At 71.3% G+C, this 17,185-nt stretch carries 16 protein-coding genes and 1 pseudogene; 8 read left to right on the forward strand and 9 right to left on the reverse strand.

Annotated elements, in window-relative coordinates:
- Window positions 1-26 precede the first annotated feature (26 nt).
- A complete protein-coding gene (locus ACFTZC_RS12600) occupies window positions 27-1,583 on the forward strand; it encodes an ABC transporter substrate-binding protein (protein WP_382888786.1) in 1,557 nt (518 codons plus the stop codon).
- Between the two features lie 10 nt (window positions 1,584-1,593).
- Here the strand turns inward: ACFTZC_RS12600 and ACFTZC_RS12605 are convergent, their stop codons facing one another.
- From ACFTZC_RS12605 to ACFTZC_RS12635, 7 genes are all read right to left on the reverse strand, one after another.
- Window positions 1,594-2,331: a TetR/AcrR family transcriptional regulator gene (locus tag ACFTZC_RS12605; protein ID WP_382888787.1), complete on the reverse strand. Its 738-nt coding sequence runs from the start codon at window positions 2,329-2,331 to the stop codon at window positions 1,594-1,596.
- A gap of 53 nt (window positions 2,332-2,384) precedes the next feature.
- Window positions 2,385-2,960, reverse strand: a complete 576-nt coding sequence (locus tag ACFTZC_RS12610) for a hypothetical protein (protein ID WP_382888788.1) — start codon at window positions 2,958-2,960, stop codon at window positions 2,385-2,387.
- A 122-nt stretch (window positions 2,961-3,082) separates the two neighbouring features.
- The gene (locus ACFTZC_RS12615; RefSeq protein WP_382888789.1) at window positions 3,083-3,871 is read right to left on the reverse strand and encodes a succinate dehydrogenase iron-sulfur subunit; all 789 of its coding nucleotides are present in this window, start codon (window positions 3,869-3,871) and stop codon (window positions 3,083-3,085) included.
- Entirely contained in the window at window positions 3,871-5,625 is a 1,755-nt protein-coding gene (gene sdhA / locus ACFTZC_RS12620; RefSeq protein ID WP_382888790.1) for a succinate dehydrogenase flavoprotein subunit, read from the reverse strand. The genes ACFTZC_RS12615 and sdhA overlap by 1 nt, the downstream gene beginning before the upstream one ends.
- Before the next feature lie 20 nt (window positions 5,626-5,645).
- A complete protein-coding gene (locus tag ACFTZC_RS12625; RefSeq protein WP_382888791.1) occupies window positions 5,646-6,128 on the reverse strand; it encodes a succinate dehydrogenase hydrophobic membrane anchor subunit in 483 nt (160 codons plus the stop codon).
- Between the two features lie 7 nt (window positions 6,129-6,135).
- The gene (gene sdhC / locus ACFTZC_RS12630; protein WP_365807303.1) at window positions 6,136-6,516 is read right to left on the reverse strand and encodes a succinate dehydrogenase, cytochrome b556 subunit; all 381 of its coding nucleotides are present in this window, start codon (window positions 6,514-6,516) and stop codon (window positions 6,136-6,138) included.
- Window positions 6,517-6,684: 168 nt separating this feature from the next.
- Window positions 6,685-7,239 carry a 2-oxo-4-hydroxy-4-carboxy-5-ureidoimidazoline decarboxylase gene (locus tag ACFTZC_RS12635; RefSeq protein WP_382888792.1) on the reverse strand — a complete coding sequence of 185 codons (555 nt, stop codon included), beginning with the start codon at window positions 7,237-7,239 and terminating at the stop codon, window positions 6,685-6,687.
- Window positions 7,240-7,763: 524 nt separating this feature from the next.
- Between ACFTZC_RS12635 and ACFTZC_RS12640 the strand changes: the two genes are divergently transcribed.
- The 4 genes from ACFTZC_RS12640 (at window position 7,764) to ACFTZC_RS12655 (ending at window position 11,643) form a co-directional block, all read left to right on the forward strand.
- Window positions 7,764-9,359, forward strand: a complete 1,596-nt coding sequence (locus ACFTZC_RS12640; RefSeq protein WP_382888793.1) for a glycoside hydrolase family 20 protein — start codon at window positions 7,764-7,766, stop codon at window positions 9,357-9,359.
- Window positions 9,360-9,504: 145 nt separating this feature from the next.
- The gene (locus ACFTZC_RS12645) at window positions 9,505-10,296 is read left to right on the forward strand and encodes a DUF4328 domain-containing protein (RefSeq protein WP_382888794.1); all 792 of its coding nucleotides are present in this window, start codon (window positions 9,505-9,507) and stop codon (window positions 10,294-10,296) included.
- Between the two features lie 39 nt (window positions 10,297-10,335).
- Window positions 10,336-10,863 (forward strand): hypothetical protein, encoded by a 528-nt coding sequence (locus ACFTZC_RS12650; RefSeq protein ID WP_382888824.1) that lies wholly within the window; start codon window positions 10,336-10,338, stop codon window positions 10,861-10,863.
- Window positions 10,864-10,977: 114 nt separating this feature from the next.
- Complete coding sequence (locus ACFTZC_RS12655) at window positions 10,978-11,643, forward strand: hypothetical protein (RefSeq protein ID WP_382888795.1); 666 nt, start codon at window positions 10,978-10,980, stop codon at window positions 11,641-11,643.
- Window positions 11,644-11,766: 123 nt separating this feature from the next.
- Here ACFTZC_RS12655 and ACFTZC_RS12660 read toward each other — a convergent pair whose 3' ends face one another.
- Window positions 11,767-12,036, reverse strand: coding sequence for a hypothetical protein (locus tag ACFTZC_RS12660; protein WP_382888796.1), 270 nt, complete (start codon window positions 12,034-12,036; stop codon window positions 11,767-11,769).
- A gap of 804 nt (window positions 12,037-12,840) precedes the next feature.
- Here ACFTZC_RS12660 and ACFTZC_RS12665 point away from each other — a divergent pair.
- Complete coding sequence (locus tag ACFTZC_RS12665) at window positions 12,841-14,343, forward strand: carboxylesterase/lipase family protein (RefSeq protein WP_382888797.1); 1,503 nt, start codon at window positions 12,841-12,843, stop codon at window positions 14,341-14,343.
- A gap of 150 nt (window positions 14,344-14,493) precedes the next feature.
- On the opposite strand, the pseudogene ACFTZC_RS12670 reads toward ACFTZC_RS12665, so the two are convergent.
- Window positions 14,494-14,631, reverse strand: a pseudogene (locus ACFTZC_RS12670) (chorismate mutase); the annotation flags it as partial.
- 454 nt (window positions 14,632-15,085) lie between these two features.
- Here ACFTZC_RS12670 and ACFTZC_RS12675 point away from each other — a divergent pair.
- Entirely contained in the window at window positions 15,086-15,805 is a 720-nt protein-coding gene (locus ACFTZC_RS12675) for an RNA polymerase sigma factor (protein ID WP_382888825.1), read from the forward strand.
- Window positions 15,805-16,971, forward strand: a complete 1,167-nt coding sequence (locus ACFTZC_RS12680; protein ID WP_382888798.1) for a hypothetical protein — start codon at window positions 15,805-15,807, stop codon at window positions 16,969-16,971. Before ACFTZC_RS12675 ends, ACFTZC_RS12680 begins: the two co-directional genes overlap by 1 nt.
- Window positions 16,972-17,185: the final 214 nt, after the last annotated feature.

Below are 17,185 nucleotides of genomic sequence, written 5' to 3' on the forward strand. Positions count from 1 at the left end.
GGTGGGCGCGACAGAGGGGCACAACGATGCGTTCGGTCCGGGTGCGGATACTCATCACATGTCTTGTTCTCGCGGTCGCGGGGGTGGGCGGCTGGCAACTGCTTCCGGCCAACCGGGCGGAGCCCAAGGCGATCACCGTCGGCACGACGGACGTCGTCTCGTCGCTCGACCCGGCGGGGGCGTACGACGCGGGCTCCTGGGCGCTGTTCAGCAACATCTACCAGTCGCTGCTCACGTTCAAGCCCGCCTCGGTCACCCCCGTACCGGACGCGGCCCGCTCCTGCGCCTTCACCGGTTCGGAACTCACCACCTACCGCTGCGAGCTGCGGGACGACATCACCTTCCCCAGCGGCGCGCGGATGACCGCTGAGGACGTCAAGTACTCCTTCGACCGGGTCCTGGCCATCAAGGCCGACGCCGGCCCCGCGCCCCTCTTCGCCACGCTCAAGTCGGTGACCGCGAAGGGCCGGACCGTCACCTTCCAGCTCCGCTCCCGCGACGCGACGTTCCCGCTCAAGGTGGCCACCGGGGCGGGCTCGATCGTCGACCGCACCCAGTACCCGGCGGACGCGCTGCTCGACGGTGACGTGACCGGCGGTACGGGACCGTACCTCCTCGACCGCTACCTGCCGGGCTCCTCCGCCCACCTGGAGCCCAACACCCGCTACCGGGGCGCGATCGAGGAGACCGGCGGCCCGGTGGACATCGAGTACTTCAAGACCTCCGACGCCCTCGCCGCCGCCTGGCAGGCCGGCACGGTCGACGTCACCCACCGGCAGCTCCCGCCGTCCGAGATCGCCGGACTGGAGGGCGGGTCCGACGGCGGGCAGGTCAACGAGTCCGGCAGCGCCGCCATCCGCAACCTCGTCCTCAACACCCGGTCCGGATCGCCGTTGGCCGACAAGGCGGTGCGCCAGGCGGTCGCCGCCGTGATCGACCGGCCCCGGATCGTCTCCGACGTGTACGAGTCCACGGTCGAACCCCTCTACTCACTGATCCCGCAGGGCATCACCTCCCACAGCACCCCCTTCTTCGACACCTACCCGGAACCGGACACGGAGCGCGCCCGCACTCTCATGGAGGGCGACGCGGACGTGCAGACACCGGTCAACCTCACCCTCGGATACGCGCAGGGCGGCGCGGCGGCACCGGAGGCCGCCGAACTGCGCCGGCAGCTCGAAGCGACCGGGCTGTTCAAGGTGAAGGTGGTCGAGAAGGAGTGGACGCAGTTCCAGAAGAGCTACTCCGGCGGCGAGTTCGACGCGTACACCATCGGCTGGGTCCCGGACTTCCCCGACCCCGACAACTTCATCCAGCCCCTGATCGGACGCGACTCGATCCTGCACAACGGCTACGCGAGCGAGAAGGCCGACGAGCTGATCCGCTCGACGCAGCAGTACGGCGAACGGGGGCGCGCCGCCGAGGACTTCAAGTCCCTCCAGCGCGTGGTGGCCGAGGACGTCCCGATCGTGCCGCTCTGGCAGAAGAAGGACTACGTCCTCAGCGGCGAGGACGTGACCGGCGCGCAGTACCTCTCGGACGGCACCGGCGCCTGGCGGCTGTGGCGGCTCGGCCGGCTCTGACCGGGCCGGTTCAGCCCTCCTGCCGCGCGGCGCCGCCGTCCTTGCGGGCGGCGGCCGCCCGGGCCATGCCCGGCAGGAACTCCGTGACCAGCCCGTGGATTTCGCGTACGAGCGGCCTCAGCACCCGGAAGCGGGAGAGCGCGGTGCCGCGCCCGATCAGCCGGGCGCCGCGCAGGGCGAGCCGGTGGGACCGCTCGCACCCCTCCGAGCGGTCGTAGACCCAGTACAGCACCAGGCCCATCTGGGCCAGCCACATCAACTCCGGCAGCGACTCGGCGAGTTCCGGGTCCATCTTGGTGCCGGACCCGGCCAGCACCGCGCGGTGCACGGAGATGGCCGCCTCCCGCGTGGGCTCCGACTCGGGGGAGAAGGGGCTCAGCGGGCTGTCCGGGTCGGCGGCGTTCCTGAAGAACTGCGCCGAGAACTCGTGGTACGGCTCCGCGATCTCCAGCCACGCCGTCAGCACCCCGCCGAGGCGCGCCTCCAGACCGGTCTCCCGGTCGAGCACGGGCCTGATCGCCGCCCGGTGCTCCGTGGCGATCCGGTCGTAGAAGCCCTGGACGAGATGTTCCTTGGAGGAGAAGTAGTAGTACGCGTTCCCGACGGAGACCCCGGCCTCCTGGGCGACGGCCCGCATCGTCGTCCGGTCGTAACCGCGCTCCTGGAAGAGCCGCAGCGCCGTTTCGAGGATGAGCGTGCGGGTCTGCTCGCTCTTGGACGCGCTCTTGGACGTGGCGGGGGCCCTCACGTCCTTCCGGCCCCCGCCCGGCTTCCGGTCCTCGCCCGGCTTCAGGCCCCCGCTCACATGGCGCTCAGCGACCGGGCATAGCTGATCTGGCTCATGACCATCTGGAACGTCCCGGCGTCGTGGGCCGGGATCATCGCGGCGTGGTGCTTGCCGCCGCTGGTCACCGTCACCTGGATGAAGCCGGTCGTCGTCTTCTCCTTCATCAGGAGGAAGAGCAGACCCAGCAGACAGAAGATGAAGAAGATGATCGCCAGGATGATGGCGTGCGTCGGGATCTTCTCCTCCGTACGGGACATGTCCGTCGCGTTCCAGACCGCGCCCCGCAGCGGCAGTGTGCCCGACGGCGTGATGATCGAGTCGCCCACGACCGTGATGTCACCGAGCGTCACCAGAGGCGCACCGGCCTGACCGCCCATCGGCACGGGGTGCTGGGCGCCTGCCTGCGGCGGGTAGCCGTATCCCGGAGGGGTGAACGACTGGCCGTCGGCGAGGGTCGGGGGCGGGAAGTCGTACTGCGGGGCACCCGCCGCGGGCGTGCCCGGACCGGGCGTGCCCGGTGCCGGCGTGCCGGACTGCTGGGCCGGACCCCACTTGTACTCTCCGTCGGCGTACGGATTCGGCTCACTCATGATCATTCCCCGCTTCCCCGGGCCCGGCGGGCCTACTCGACTTTCCGGAACCGATCCTGACACATCAAAGGCCCGTTCCCGTACGGGGTGCGTAACGGAAACGGGCCTTCGGACGGCGGTGGTCAGAAACGGCGCGTGATCAGGGCGCGCTTGACTTCCTGGATCGCCTTCGTGACCTCGATACCGCGCGGGCAGGCGTCCGTGCAGTTGAACGTGGTGCGGCAACGCCACACGCCGTCCTTGTCGTTGAGGATCTCCAGGCGCTGCTCGCCCGCCTCGTCACGCGAGTCGAAGATGAAGCGGTGCGCGTTGACGATCGCGGCCGGGCCGAAGTACTGGCCGTCGTTCCAGAACACCGGGCAGGACGACGTGCACGCGGCGCACAGGATGCACTTGGTGGTGTCGTCGAAGCGCTCGCGGTCCTCGGCGGACTGGAGGCGCTCCCGCGTCGGCTCGTTGCCGGTGGTGACCAGGAAGGGCATCACGTCGCGGTACGCCTGGAAGAACGGGTCCATGTCGACGATGAGGTCCTTGAGGACCGTCAGCCCCTTTATGGCCTCGATGGTGACCGGCTTGGTGACCGCGCCGTTCTTGTCCGTCGAGATGATGTCCTTGATCAGCGTCTTGCACGCCAGCCGGTTGCGGCCGTTGATCCGCATCGCGTCGGAGCCGCAGATGCCGTGCGCGCAGGAGCGCCGGAACGTGAGCGTTCCGTCGACGTCCCACTTGATCTTGTGGAGGGCGTCGAGCACGCGCTCCTTCGGGTCGATCTCGATCTGGAAGTCCTGCCACTCGGCCTCCGCGGAGACCTCGGGGTTGAACCGGCGGATCCGGAACGTGACCGCGATGAGGTGCGAGGCGGTGGCGTCCGCCGCCGGCTCGTCGATCTTGTCCAGGGTCGGGGTAGCCATCAGTACTTACGCTCCATCGGCTGGTAGCGGGTCTGGACGACCGGCTTGTAGTCGAGACGGATGGACTCGTTGCCGTCGTCGCCGACCTCGCGGTACGCCATGGTGTGGCGCATGAAGTTCACGTCGTCACGGTTGGGGAAGTCCTCGCGGTAGTGACCGCCGCGCGACTCCTTGCGGGCGAGCGCGGAGACGGCCATCACCTCGGCCAGGTCGAGCAGGTTGCCCAGCTCGATGGCCTCCAGCAGGTCCGTGTTGAACCGCTTGCCCTTGTCCTGGACGGACACGTTCAGGTAGCGCTCGCGCAGCTCGCCGATCTTCTCGACGGCCGTCTTGATGGTCTGCTCCGTACGGAACACCATCACATTGGCGTCCATGCACTCCTGGAGCTCCAGGCGCAGCGCGGCGACCCGCTCCTTGCCCGTGGACGCGCGCAGCCGCTCGACCTGGGCCACGACCAGCGACGCCGGGTCCTCGGGCAGCTCGACGTAGTCGTTCTTCGCGGCGTACTCGGCCGCGGCGATGCCCGACCTGCGGCCGAAGACGTTGATGTCGAGCAGCGAGTTGGTGCCGAGGCGGTTGGCGCCGTGCACCGACACACAGGCCACCTCGCCGGCCGCGTACAGCCCGGGGACGACCGTCGTGTTGTCGAGGAGGACCTCGCCCTGGACGTTGGTGGGGATGCCGCCCATGGCGTAGTGCGCGGTCGGCTGGATCGGGATCGGGTCCGTGTACGGCTCGATGCCCAGGTAGGTCCGCGCGAACTCGGTGATGTCGGGCAGCTTCGCGTCGAGCTGCTCCGGCGGCAGGTGCGTCAGGTCCAGGTAGACGTGGTCGCCCTCGGGACCGCAGCCGCGGCCCTCGCGGATCTCCGTGTAGATGGAGCGCGAGACGACGTCACGCGAGGCGAGGTCCTTCATGACGGGCGCGTACTTCTCCATGAAGCGCTCGCCGTCCTTGTTGCGGAGGATGCCGCCCTCACCGCGGGCGCCCTCCGTCAGCAGGATGCCCATGCGCCAGATGCCCGTCGGGTGGAACTGGAAGAACTCCATGTCCTCCAGCGGCAGTCCGCGGCGGTAGCACGCGGCCTGGCCGTCACCGGTCAGGGTGTGCGCGTTGGAGGTCACCTTGAAGAACTTGCCGGTGCCGCCGGACGCGTAGATGACCGACTTCGCCTGGAAGACGTGGATCTCGCCGGTGGCCAGCTCGTACGCGACGACGCCGGCGGACTTCTTGACCCCGTCGACCTCGGTGAGGAGCTGGTCCAGGACGTAGAACTCGTTGAAGAACTCCACGCCCTCCTTGACGCAGTTCTGGTACAGCGTCTGGAGGATCATGTGGCCCGTACGGTCCGCGGCGTAGCAGGACCGGCGGACCGGCGCCTCGCCGTGGTTACGGGAGTGGCCGCCGAAGCGGCGCTGGTCGATGGTGCCGTCCGGGGTGCGGTTGAACGGCAGGCCCATCTTCTCCAGGTCGAGGACCGCGTCGATGGCCTCCTTCGCCAGGATCTCGGCGGCGTCCTGGTCGACCAGGTAGTCGCCGCCCTTGATCGTGTCGAAGGTGTGCCACTCCCAGTTGTCCTCTTCCACGTTGGCGAGCGCGGCGGCCATGCCGCCCTGCGCGGCGCCCGTGTGGGAGCGGGTCGGGTAGAGCTTCGTCAGCACCGCCGTACGGCTGCGCTTGGTCGACTCGATGGCCGCGCGCATACCGGCGCCGCCGGCGCCGACGATGACGGTGTCATACTTGTGGATCTTCATTGGTCTCGTCTGCCCCGGCTCTAGCGGATGTTCGGGTCGAAGGTGAAGATCACCAGCGAGCCCAGAAGGATGGTGAACACCGTGGCGGTGTACAGCAGGCCCTTGAGCCACAGGCGCGTGTTGGGGCGCTCCGCGTAGTCGTTGATGATCGTGCGGAGGCCGTTGGCGCCGTGCAGCATCGCCAGCCAGAGCATCAGCAGATCCCAGACCTGCCAGAACGGGGAGGCCCAGCGGCCGGCCACGAAGGCGAAGCCGATCTTGGACACGCCGCCGTCCAGCACGAGCTGGATGAGCAGGTGGCCGATGACCAGCACGACGAGGACGACCCCGGAGAGGCGCATGAAGAGCCACGCGGCCATCTCGAAGTTGCCGCGGGTCGACTTCGGGGTCTTGCCGGTGCGCTTGCGGGGCGGCTCGATCACGGGAGCCGGGTGGTCCACGCTGTACGGGCTCTCGCCCTCGGCCTCGACGGGGCTGATCGCGGAAGTGGTGTCGGTCGACATCGGTCTCTCAGCTCCCGAAGACTTCGCGTACGGCGTGGCCGAGCACGGGGTAGAGGGCACCGACCATCAGGACGACCCAGATGCCCACGACGGACCAGAGCATCTGCTTCTGGTAGCGGGGGCCCTTGGACCAGAAGTCCACGGCGATGACACGCAGGCCGTTGAGCGCGTGGAAGAGAATCGCGGCCACCAGGCCGTATTCGAGCAGCGCCACGAGCGGTGTCTTGTAGGTCGCCACCACGTCGTCGTACGCCTCTGGTGAGACGCGGACGAGAGCGGTGTCCAGCACGTGTACGAACAGGAAGAAGAAGATGAGCACGCCGGTGACTCGATGAGCCACCCACGACCACATTCCTTCCCGGCCGCGGTACAGCGTTCCAGCCGGCACGGAAAAGCCCTCCGGGAGCGGGGATCGGGGCCGGCCGCCATCTTCTACTCAATCAAGCACAGTGGTGTCGGTCGCGCCCGGCCGGGTACGGTCCACCGGCCCCGGCAATGGTAGCGACGACTTGTCGGTTCCTCCGCGCGGGGTCCATAGATGTGATCAAACAGGCAATCAAACAGCCACGGACGGGCTATCGCTCCACCCTGAACAGCCTGGTCGTCCCGGGCGGCCCGCCGACCGGGACGCGGCCCGGCCTCCTGGCCGGCCGCCTCCTCCCTGACCCGTCGACTGGCCCGGCAGCGCCCCGGGCTCCGGGGCCGAGAGCAGCCGGACGATCCGGCCCCGGGCGCACCGCCGCAGCTCGTCGGCGGAGACGGAGCGCTCCAGGTCGGGATCGTGCGAGAGCCGGGCGCGGATACCGGCCAGGACATGGTCGAGCTGCTCCTCGGGCCGGTGGCCGTCGAGGCTGATCACGAAGGCGTGGCCGAAGCTGCTCTCGTACGCGGCGTGCGCGGCGTGCAGCGCGGTCCTGGCGGCGGGCGGTGCGGGGTGCGGCGGCACGGCGGAGGACTCGGCGGCGAGCGCCTCGGTGAGGTCGGGCACGGGGAGGTCGTACCCGGCCTCGTCGGAGGCGGCGAGCAGGGAGTCGAGATCGGGGTACGGGCGGTGCGCGGCGACGCGCTGGGCCCAGCGGCGGCTGCCGCAGCAGGTGAGCAGCGCGGCCACGGCGTCGGCCCCCGGGGCGGCGTTGAAGCGGTCGAGGCCGGCTGGACGGTCGGTGCCGGTCGGGCGGTCGGTGCTGTTGGGGTGGCCGGTGCCGTTCGGGTGGCCGGCGTCTGGTGCGCGGGACAGCGGAGGCTCCTCGAACGCGGTGGGTTGGCAGCGGTCGGGCCCGTACCCCTGGGGCGGGTGCCCGGGGGATGTGGCGTGATGTGACGATCGGACGGGCGGCGGGTGGTACGACAGGGGCGTCTGGCGTGCACGCCTGTCACACGTGCTCACGCGTGCTCACACATGCGACCTGCACATACGACCCGCACAAAGTCAGACGTGATCGCACACGAAATGGTTGAGCTCGAAGGGGCAGATGCGTCGTAAACGTTATCGATGCCTTGAGCGAGACGTCCGACAACTGCACGAAATTCACCCGGATGGGAGAGTTTCGGCGCGCGGAATGGACGCCGCCGTGGGACCTTCACCGTAATCGTGTCGCGCTTATGCCGTACATCCGCACATGGGAGGTTTGAGTGATGTGGTCATCCCCGGGTATCCGGGCCGCCGGCGCGGCGGCCGTAGCCCTGGCCACCGCCGTCACCGTCGCGGGGTGCTCCGGGAGCGGGAACACCGGCTCCTCGGACAACAGCACGGGCCGCTCCGCCGCGAGCGCCGCGGCCACGCCGTCACCCACACGGTCCTACCCGCTCTCCACCGCACCGGAGGTCATACCCTCCGTGCGCAAGCACGAGGCGGCCCGAGGGCCCGGCTGGAAACCGGGACCCGACAGCGGCGTCGTCATAGCCAAGGGCAGTGAGGGGCTGGCCGACGAGGGGAAGCTGCTCTCCCAGGAGCTGAAGATCTCCTACCGGGGCGCGGCCGCCGCCCGGGCCGGCGACGTGGAGCTGGCGCTCGCGAGCGGTAGCGGCGCCGCCGAGTCGTACACCCTCACCGCCCGTGACAACACGGTGCGGATCACCGGCCCGGACCAGGCCGGGGTCTTCTACGGCACCCGCACGCTCAAGCAGTCCGTACGCGCCGCCGGAGTGATGCCGGAAGGCGTCGTACGGGACGCGCCGGCCTTCCCGCAGCGCGGGCTCAACCTCGACATCGCCCGCAAGTACTACACGCCGGGCTGGATCGAGGACCGGCTGCGCGAGATGGCCGACCTCAAGCTCAACCAGCTCGGCCTGCACTTCTCCGACGACCAGGGCTTCCGGATCGAGTCCACGACCCACCCCGAGGTCGTCTCCCAGCAGCACCTCACCAAGGCCCAGGTCCGCCAGATCCTGGCGCTCGCCGACCAGCTGCACATCACCGTCGTCCCGGAGATCGACTCTCCCGGACACCTCGGCGCCGTGATGCGCCCGCACCCCTCCCTCCAGCTCCGCAACGTCAACGGGAAGCCGACCCAGGGCGCGATCGACATCTCGCAGCCCGCGGCCGCGAAGATCGTGGACGACCTCCAGAGCGAGTTCGCCCAGCTCTTCCCCGGCCGGTGGTGGAACCTCGGCGCCGACGAGTACCAGGCGCTGGTGGTGTCCAACCCCGAGGCGTCGTACCCGAAGCTGGCCAAGCTGGCGGTCCAGAAGTACGGCCCCAACGCGCGCATCCAGGACCTGACGACGGCCTGGACGAACGACCGGGGCGCGGCGCTCGGCCCGTACGGCAAGAAGCTCAAGGTCTGGAACGACGGCCTGTTCAAGGGCGGCGTCGTGAAGGCGAACCCGGACATGGAGGTCCAGTACTGGACGGGCAGGGAGTTCGGGGCGCGCGAGCCGGTCGCGTACCTGAGCGAGGGGCGCAAGGTCGTGAACTTCAACGACGAGTACCTCTACTACGTGCTCGGCCAGCCCAACAACTTCGTCTATCCGACGGGCAAGCGGATATACGAGCAGTGGACGCCGCTGGTCCTGCGCGGCACGAAGCCGGTGCCCGCGAAGTACCTGCCGCAGATCCAGGGCGGGGTGTTCGCGATCTGGGGCGACTTCCCGAACGCCCAGACACAGGACCAGGTCGCCCAGGGCATCCGGCTGCCCCTGGCGGCGGTGGCGCAGAAGACGTGGAACCCGGACAAGCCGCCGCTGAGCTGGAGCGCGTTCACGGCGCTCGCGGACAAGCTCGGCGTCTGAACCGCCCGGACCACCGGAGCGGCCGGAACCCTGTGGACAGGGCGCCCGTGGGGCACATATGTTCCGCGGGCGCCCGGGGTGGGCGCAGGGCAGGCCCGCAGGGCCTTGGGCGGGCCCGTTCCGGGCCCCGGGGGGTTGACGTCACATGCTGTGTTCCCAGTGCCGCGCGAGAGCCGCGACCACCACGGAAGGGCACTGCGCCGAGTGCGCCGCGGCGCGGTGGAGCGCCGGGCCGCGGCTCGCCTCGCCGGTCGGCCTGTGCACGGCGCTGGTCGCCCTGTTCTGCGCCGTCATCGCCGCCGACCTCTTCGCGCTGCTGGCCGGGGCCCGGGTGCACGGGCTCATGACCGATGTCGTCAACGAGGACTTCGACGCCTTCACCGACGAGGACCTGGACCGCGCCGACCTGCTCTACGCCGCCTCCGGGATGGTGCAGCTCGCCACGGTGGTCGCGACGGCCGTCGTCTTCCTCGTCTGGTTCCACCGGGTACGGAAGAACGCGCAGGTCTTCGACCCGGGCGCCCAGCGGATGGCGCCGGGCTGGGCCATCGGCGGCTGGTTCGTCCCGTTCGCCAACTTCGTGCTGCCGCGCCGGGTCGCGGGCGACATCTGGGCGGCGAGCACGCTCCGCGGACCGGACGGCGCGGCGCCCCGGGTGTCGTACGCGCTCGTCAATGCCTGGTGGACGGTGTGGGTCTGCACGCTGGTGCTCGGACGGTACGCCTCCCGTATGTACGACAAGGCGGAGGAGGCCGACGAGGTCAGGGAGGCCGCCGCCGCGCTCTTCGCCGTGGACCTGCTGGACATCGTGGCCGCCGTGCTCGCCCTGCTCTTCGTGCGGAAGCTGACCCGTATGCAGCACGCGAAGGCGACCGGCGCCCCTGTTCCCTTCCCCGCCGCGGAGGCGGGTCCCCGACAAGGTGGCGCGCACCGCTAGTACGTTCCCCGGCGCGCACCGCATGCTGGGGGGATGGCCATGGGTTTCTGGGGATATTTCCTGGTGGGCAGGGACGACGCGCCGCTCGCGGAGCTGCCGGCGCTGGCCGCCGTACGGGCCGGGCTGACGCTCCATGAGCGGCGCGCGGGCGGCTGGCAGGTGTGGCGCCACCCCAGCGAGCCGGACGTGGGCGGCATGGGGGCGCTGGCCCGTGCGCTCTCCTCGCCGGTGCTCTTCGGCTTCGTCATGAACAGCGAGTGCGTGGCGGTGGAGGCGGCGGCGCCCGAGAGCGGGGCCTGGTACGCCTGCCTGGCGCGCGAGCCGATGGCCCGCCATCTCGCCGCGAGCGGCCGGTCGCTGGACGAGCTCTTCCTGCCGGGGGAGGACGCGGCGCGGCGCGCGGTGGAGTGGGCGGTCGAGGCGGGCGCGGCGGTGGAGCCGGGGCCGCTGCTCGACGTCCTGCACGCGCGGCGTCCCGAGTCACCGGAGGCGGGCGCCGAAGGGCTCTTCTTCCGGCTGCTCGACGGACTCGGCATCCCCGGACGCGGGCCGTTGAAAGATGGTTGATGCACGCATGGGCGTTCCACGGCCTATGGGCGGTCTACGCGCGATCTCGGAGTGACGTTTTCCGGATCATTGACGCAGTACTGGTCAGTACTGCGTCCGTGACGGGAGACGTCCATGAGTCTGGTGAAACTGATCGCGCAAGCGGACGAGCGCGGCCTGGCCGCGAGCGGTCTCGCCTGCCTCGACCGGTGCCTGCCGCCGGGGGCCGGGGAGGCCGATGTGCTGCGACCGCTGTGGGCGGGCGCCGCCGCGGGAGCCGACGAGTGGCCGGCCCGGCTGACGGAGGCGCGGGAGGGCCTGGACGCGGTCATCGCGGCGGAGCCGGGACCGGAGCCGGATCCGGGGGGAGCGGCGGGCGACGGGTCCGGGGCGGGTACGGGCGTCACGCTCGCGCTCGTACGGACGCTGCTCGGCTCCGCGCCGTCCCGGTGGGAGGCCGAGCCGCTGCGGGCGTGGGCGGACACCTGCTCCGTGGTGGCGCTGGAGATCCATCAGAAGCTCGACGCGGTCGGCGAGAGCGGCAGCGCCGCCGCGGCCGAGTGGCTGGCACGGTGCCGCGAGGACCCGGCGGCCGTGGCCGACGCGGTGGACGGCACGGAGGGCGGCGACGGCGTCGGCCCGCTGGTCGCCGGGGAACTGCGGCGCCAGATCCGGATCCTGGAGATCCTCTCCGACCCGGCGGGCGACGCGGGCGCGATGCGCCGGGCGATGGATCTGTCGACGGAGGGCCGGCGCGTGCTGCACGCGGTGGTCTCGCGCAGGGCGCGGGCACGGAACTGACAGAGACGCGTCACGGCTGGTCGCCGGAGGGCGCTGGACGCGGTCCTCCGGCGAGAAGGATGACGGCTTCCAGATTTCACCATCTACCGGAAGCAGTACGGTCGGCCAGGTCTCCTGGGCTGCTCAGGCACCCTGGGAAGGGCTCTGGAGGGCACGGAAGGCGTCGAAGAACGCGGGGTTGTGCGCGGTGTCGCCGTTCGCCGAGGGGCGGGCGACGAGATGGGTGTACAGGCTGTTCAGCAGCCACGGCGCCTTCGTCGGCCCGATGTCGCGGACCATGGCGGGCTGCTGGAGCGTGCCGTAGGTCGCGACCGCCAGTCGGCCGGTCGCGCGCAACTGCCGTACCTGGCGGGTCAGGTAGTTCTGGCGCGAGGCGAACCAGGAGCTGTTCATCAGGAGCACCCGTTCTACAAGGCGGTCGCCGCGCATGTGATCGCCGAGCGCGGCAAACGCTGCGGAAGCGGCTGCCGTACGCGCTTGTACATGGGCGCCCTGAACCGCCTGGAGGACCCCGCCCGGCGCACCCCCGCCGCCGGCGCGTGGCTGGCCCATGTGAAGGCCACACCCCAGATCGGGGGCGTGGACATCCACCCGCACGTCGCCGCCGTCGAGCACACCGAGGCGTACACGGACTTCGTGCTGACGCGCATGCGTTGCGGGCACGCTGCTGATGACGGCCTGCCAGAACGACGACACCACCCAGGGCGCCGGCGCGGACAGCACGGCGACCGAGCAGAAAACCGCGGACAGGAGCGGGGCAGCCGACGGCATGGATCAGCAGTTCTGGGTGTCCCGGGCCACGGAGATCCGGGGCGCGGGCGGGATCTGCGGGGATGCCGGGGGCCGGACCGCACTCGCGGTGGCCTCGCGGACCGGACCAGCTCGTTCAGGTCGCGACGCCCGGCGCGGTCGGCTCGTCGGGCGAGGCCCGCATCGCCCACGCGCATGGCCACGGTTCCGTGGACTCTCCCCGGGCCGTGAGATCCGGGCTTCTGGTGTGAACCGCCGGAGGCGCAGGCCCGTTGTAGCCTTCCAGAAGGGTGAATCGAACATTCGGACGGATCGGGCCCGTCCCGCACCAGCAGTGTGCTCGGCCGTCCGAGGGTAGGGCCCGGGCGGATCGAGGCGGCCATGTCAGGACCCGTTGTCCCGGTCGGCACGCCATGGGGACCCTTGTGCAACGTTATAGGAGTTCTGATGTCGAAAGACGTGTGCAACCCCCGGGTGGCCGTCGACGGCGGCACCCTGGAAGGCCGAATACGCGACGGTGTCGCCTCCTTCCTGGGAGTTCCGTACGCCGCGCCACCTTTCGGGCCGAACCGGCTGCGGGAGCCACGGCCGGTGATTCCGTGGCGGGGTGTACGCGACGCCGGCCGCATGGGGCCGACCGTGCCGAAAGAGGACTATCCGCCTGTCTTCCGGCGGCTCTTCCCCGAGGTGGAGATCGAGGGGGAGGAGTGCCTCAACCTCAATGTCTGGACGCCCGCCCCCGGGGCGAGCGGTCTTCCGGTGCTGGTATGGATCCACGGCGGCGCGTTCGCCAACGGCTCCAATTCCGTGGCGGCGTACGACGGGTCGGCCTTCGCGCGCAGCGGCGTGGTCTGCGTGGCGATCAACTACCGGCTCCTCGCCGAGGGTTTTCTCTTTCTCGGTGACGGCGTGCCCAATCCAGGCCTGCAGGACCAGGTGGCCGCGCTGGAATGGGTGCGGGACAACATCGCCGCCTTCGGCGGTGACCCCGGGAATGTGACGGTCGCGGGGGAGTCGGCCGGCGCGATGAGCATCGCCGCCCTGCTGGTGATGCCATCCGCGGCCGGGCTGTTCGCCCGCGCCGTCACGCAGTCCGGAGCCGCCACCGCCACGCTCACTTCCGAGCAGGGGCTGGCGGTCGGCAGCCTGCTGGCCGAAACCCTCGAAGTGCCGTTCACCAGGGATGCCATCGCCGCCGTTCCGCCCGGCCGGCTCGTGCGCGCCGCTTCCGAGGTGGTTGCCGCGATCCAGAGCGATCTCGATCCCGTCAGGTGGGGAAGCCTCGCAGCGAGCAAACTGCCGTTCGCGCCGGTGGTCGACGGTACCGTCCTGCCGCTCCATCCGCTGGACGCCGCTCGCGCCGGTACGAGCGCGCCGGTTCCGCTGCTCACGGGCTGGAACCGCGACGAAGGCCGCCTGTTGCCCGTGGCCACGCACACGCTCGACGCGATCGACGAGGCCGCCCTGCTCGGCGCGGCGGGGGCACTCGGGCTCGGGCCGGAAGCGGTGGAGGTCTACCGCGCCGCGCGACCCGGCGCCACCCCCGGCGATCTGCTCGCGGCGGTCAGCACCGACTGGACCTTCGCCGTTCCGGTCCTCCGGTACGCCGAAGCCCGCATCGCCGGGGGTGCCGGGCCCACCTGGGTGTACCGCTTCGACCTTCTGGAGCCGACCGACAACCACGGCTTCGGCACGTGCCACGCGACGGAGGTGCCGTTCGTCTTCCGGACCGAGGGCCACGACAGCGTACGGGCGCTCATAGGGGACCAGCCCTCGCCGACAGCGGCCGCCACGGCACACGAGACATGGGTGTCCTTCGCGAGGGAGGGCACGCCGGGCTGGGAGCCCTATGACACGACCAGCCGGCCCACAGCACTGATCGCGGAGAAGGTTCGCGTGGTCGACGATCCCGCCCCCGACGAGCGTCGCGCCTGGGACGGCATCCGCTGACCCGCCAGATGCCCCCCAAGCCATGGACGTCAACCTGGCTGCCGAGCTCCGGGAGCGCACCGATGGGTCGGTCCTCGTCGAGCCCGGAAATCTTTTCGGCCGGCTCGTCGGGTTCGGGGGATGGAAGCTGTGGCGCCGGGTGTCCAGACCGGCTTCGACGCTGAGGGCCTTGGCCTCGTCGAGCACCTGCTGCTCCCGCATCGGGGCCTCGATCGGTGTACCGGTGCCGAACTTGGCCGCGGCGACCTTGTCCGCGAGCAGAATCCGCTCGGCGGCAAGGCCGACCAGTGCGGTCGGAGGTGGGGAGTCGCGGTCCGGGCTGTGAGCCGGTGGCTGATGTCACTGCGGGCGCGCGAGCCCGGCATGATCCGAACGAGAGGCTCTGGTGGCCTGGGAGGGTTCGGATGACGTGCCTGCCCGGTTGGCCGTGTGGCTGCTCACTGCGGCGGGCGATGTCCCGATTCGTTCGGACGGACGTGCAGGTCGGAACTGGTGTTCCAGAGAGGACGACCGGGGCCGCCACCCCCCACAGGAGAGGCCCCGGTCGTCGTCCGCCGGAGCCGCAGCACGGCCCCGTACTCCTCTCAGCGTCACGGAGGCGTTTTGTGTCACACCTCATAACGCCGGCACGTTGTGGCAGGCGGCACAAGGCGTGGACGCGGACCGGGTAAGGCCGTAGCGTGCAGGAGCGCGTGGGGCGGCGCGGCAAGGACCGGCCGCGATTTCAGGACAGGTTGTGGGAGTGCTGGGGGACGACGCGGAGCTGACCACCGCGGTGCTCGCGGCACAGGACGGGGACGAGAACGCCTTCCGTACTGTGTACCGCGCCGTGCACCCGCGGTTGTTGGGCTATCTACGGACACTCGTCGGCGAGCCGGACGCCGAGGACGTGGCCTCGGAGGCATGGCTCCAGATCGCCCGCGACCTCGGCCGCTTCACCGGCGACGCCGACCGGTTCCGCGGCTGGGCGGCGCGGATCGCCCGTAACCGCGCCCTCGACCATCTCCGGATGCGCGGCAGGCGCCCCGCCATCGGCGCGGACGAGACGGAACTGACCGGCAAGGCGGCCGACTCGGACACGGCCGACGAGGCCATGGAAGCCCTGGCGACCGGCCGGACCATGGCACTGATCGCCCAGCTTCCGCAGGACCAGGCCGAGGCCGTCGTGCTCCGGGTGGTGGTCGGGCTCGACGCGAAGAGCGCCGCCAGGACGCTGGGCAAGCGCCCGGGCGCGGTACGGACGGCCGCGCACCGCGGACTCAAGCGGCTGGCCGAACTCCTCGACGCGGACGCCGAGGCCGAGGCGGACGCGGACGCGGCCGGCACGTCCGGCGGGGCTCCCGGCGGCGCGGACCGTCGCACGGGGCTGTCCGCCGTACCCCCGCAGCGCGGCCCACGACCGGAGGCCACGGCTTCCGCAGGTGTGACGTATTCGCGCCTGCGGACGCAGAAGGACATGTGATGGCCGACGAACGGGACGCGTGGCTCGACAAGGACGCGGCGGAGAGACTGCTGCGCGGTGACCCCGTGGAGGCCCTGGACGAGCAGGCGAGGGCCCGGCGGGAACTCCTCTCCGACGCCCTTCGGGACATGTCCGCCGTCACGTACGCAAACGGTGCGGAACTGCCCGGTGAGGCGGCCGCCCTGGCGGCCTTCCGGCAGGCCGGCGCGGCCGGCCGCGCCGACGGTGCCACCTCCACGGACCTGCCCGGTACGGTACGGCTCGCCCTGGCGCCCATGACCGTACGGACCCGGCGGCGCGGCCGGCCGCTGCGCCGGGGGCTGGTCGTCGCGGTGGCCGGCTGCGCGCTGGGCGGGATCACGGTCGCGGCGGGCGCCGCCGTGGTGCCCTCCCTCTTCGGCGGAACGGGCCCCGGGCCCGCCAGTTCCGTCTCGGCCGGTGCCTCCCCGAGGCCGCTGTCGTCCGGCTCCGCGGAACGCGGCCAGGACCGGTCCGCGGAGCCCTCGGACCTCCCGAGCGGTGACGGCAGGGTCGGGCGCTCGCCCGTACCGTCCTCCGGTACGGGCGGCTCGGCGGCCGGTGCCGAGCCCGGCGGTGCGGCGGGCGGCGCGCGGGGCGAGGCCGGCGCGGACGACGACGCCTCCGCCGGGACGGCCGACGGCCACCACACCCCGTTCGTACCGAACACGGACCCGGCGTCCGGTGACTGGTTCCGCAGGACCGTCGACGCCTGCCGCGACTACCGCAGCGGCGCGATCGACCCCGAGCGGCGCAAGGCCCTGGACGCGGCGGCCGACGGGCCCGGAGGCACGGAGCGCTACTGCGACCGGCTGCTCGACGGCGATCTGCGGGGCGGCGGGGGCAGGAACGGCGGCAAGGACCGCGACGGGCACGGCGACAAGGGCGGGAACGGCGGAAACGGCGGGAAGGGCGAGCAAGGCGGCAACGCCGAGGAGGGCGACGGGGGCGAGAACGGCGAGCCGCAGAAGACGCCCGCGGCGCCGGCCCTGACACCGTCCCCGTCGCCGACGTATTCGTCCCCGGCGTACGCGGCGCCGGACCCGGAGGCGTCACCGGACCCGGCCGGTCCGACCGACCCGGAGACGGTGACCGGGACCCCGGAGCCCCCGGCCGCGGCGCCCTCATCGGACCAGGACCCGTCCTGACCTGGCGTTATGCGAAAACGCAGGGCCGGGTGTGACACTTTTCCGGGCCCTGACGCAGTACAGAGTGAGCCGACTGGTCATCGGCAGCGCATCGAGCCGGGGTTCCCCCCGTACCTTCGGCTCAGCGCATCGGCGCGGGGGGGGGCCCGTACCCCCGGGCCCCCCCCCCCCCCCCCCCCAGGCCCCAAAACCGCCCCCCGCACGCGGCGGTGGG

This window comes from Streptomyces sp. NPDC056987 (assembly GCF_042673865.1).
Taxonomy (GTDB): Bacteria; Actinomycetota; Actinomycetes; order Streptomycetales; family Streptomycetaceae; genus Streptomyces.

Coding starts and splice junctions, on each gene's coding strand:
- ACFTZC_RS12600 (WP_382888786.1), top strand. CDS start 27: ATGCGTTCGGTCCGGGTGCGGATACTCATCACATGTCTTGTTCTCGCG.
- ACFTZC_RS12610 (WP_382888788.1), bottom strand. CDS start 2,960: ATGAGTGAGCCGAATCCGTACGCCGACGGAGAGTACAAGTGGGGTCCG.
- ACFTZC_RS12615 (WP_382888789.1), bottom strand. CDS start 3,871: ATGGCTACCCCGACCCTGGACAAGATCGACGAGCCGGCGGCGGACGCC.
- sdhA (WP_382888790.1), bottom strand. CDS start 5,625: ATGAAGATCCACAAGTATGACACCGTCATCGTCGGCGCCGGCGGCGCC.
- ACFTZC_RS12625 (WP_382888791.1), bottom strand. CDS start 6,128: ATGTCGACCGACACCACTTCCGCGATCAGCCCCGTCGAGGCCGAGGGC.
- ACFTZC_RS12640 (WP_382888793.1), top strand. CDS start 7,764: ATGTGGTCATCCCCGGGTATCCGGGCCGCCGGCGCGGCGGCCGTAGCC.
- ACFTZC_RS12645 (WP_382888794.1), top strand. CDS start 9,505: ATGCTGTGTTCCCAGTGCCGCGCGAGAGCCGCGACCACCACGGAAGGG.
- ACFTZC_RS12650 (WP_382888824.1), top strand. CDS start 10,336: ATGGGTTTCTGGGGATATTTCCTGGTGGGCAGGGACGACGCGCCGCTC.
- ACFTZC_RS12655 (WP_382888795.1), top strand. CDS start 10,978: ATGAGTCTGGTGAAACTGATCGCGCAAGCGGACGAGCGCGGCCTGGCC.
- ACFTZC_RS12660 (WP_382888796.1), bottom strand. CDS start 12,036: ATGAACAGCTCCTGGTTCGCCTCGCGCCAGAACTACCTGACCCGCCAG.
- ACFTZC_RS12665 (WP_382888797.1), top strand. CDS start 12,841: ATGTCGAAAGACGTGTGCAACCCCCGGGTGGCCGTCGACGGCGGCACC.
- ACFTZC_RS12680 (WP_382888798.1), top strand. CDS start 15,805: ATGGCCGACGAACGGGACGCGTGGCTCGACAAGGACGCGGCGGAGAGA.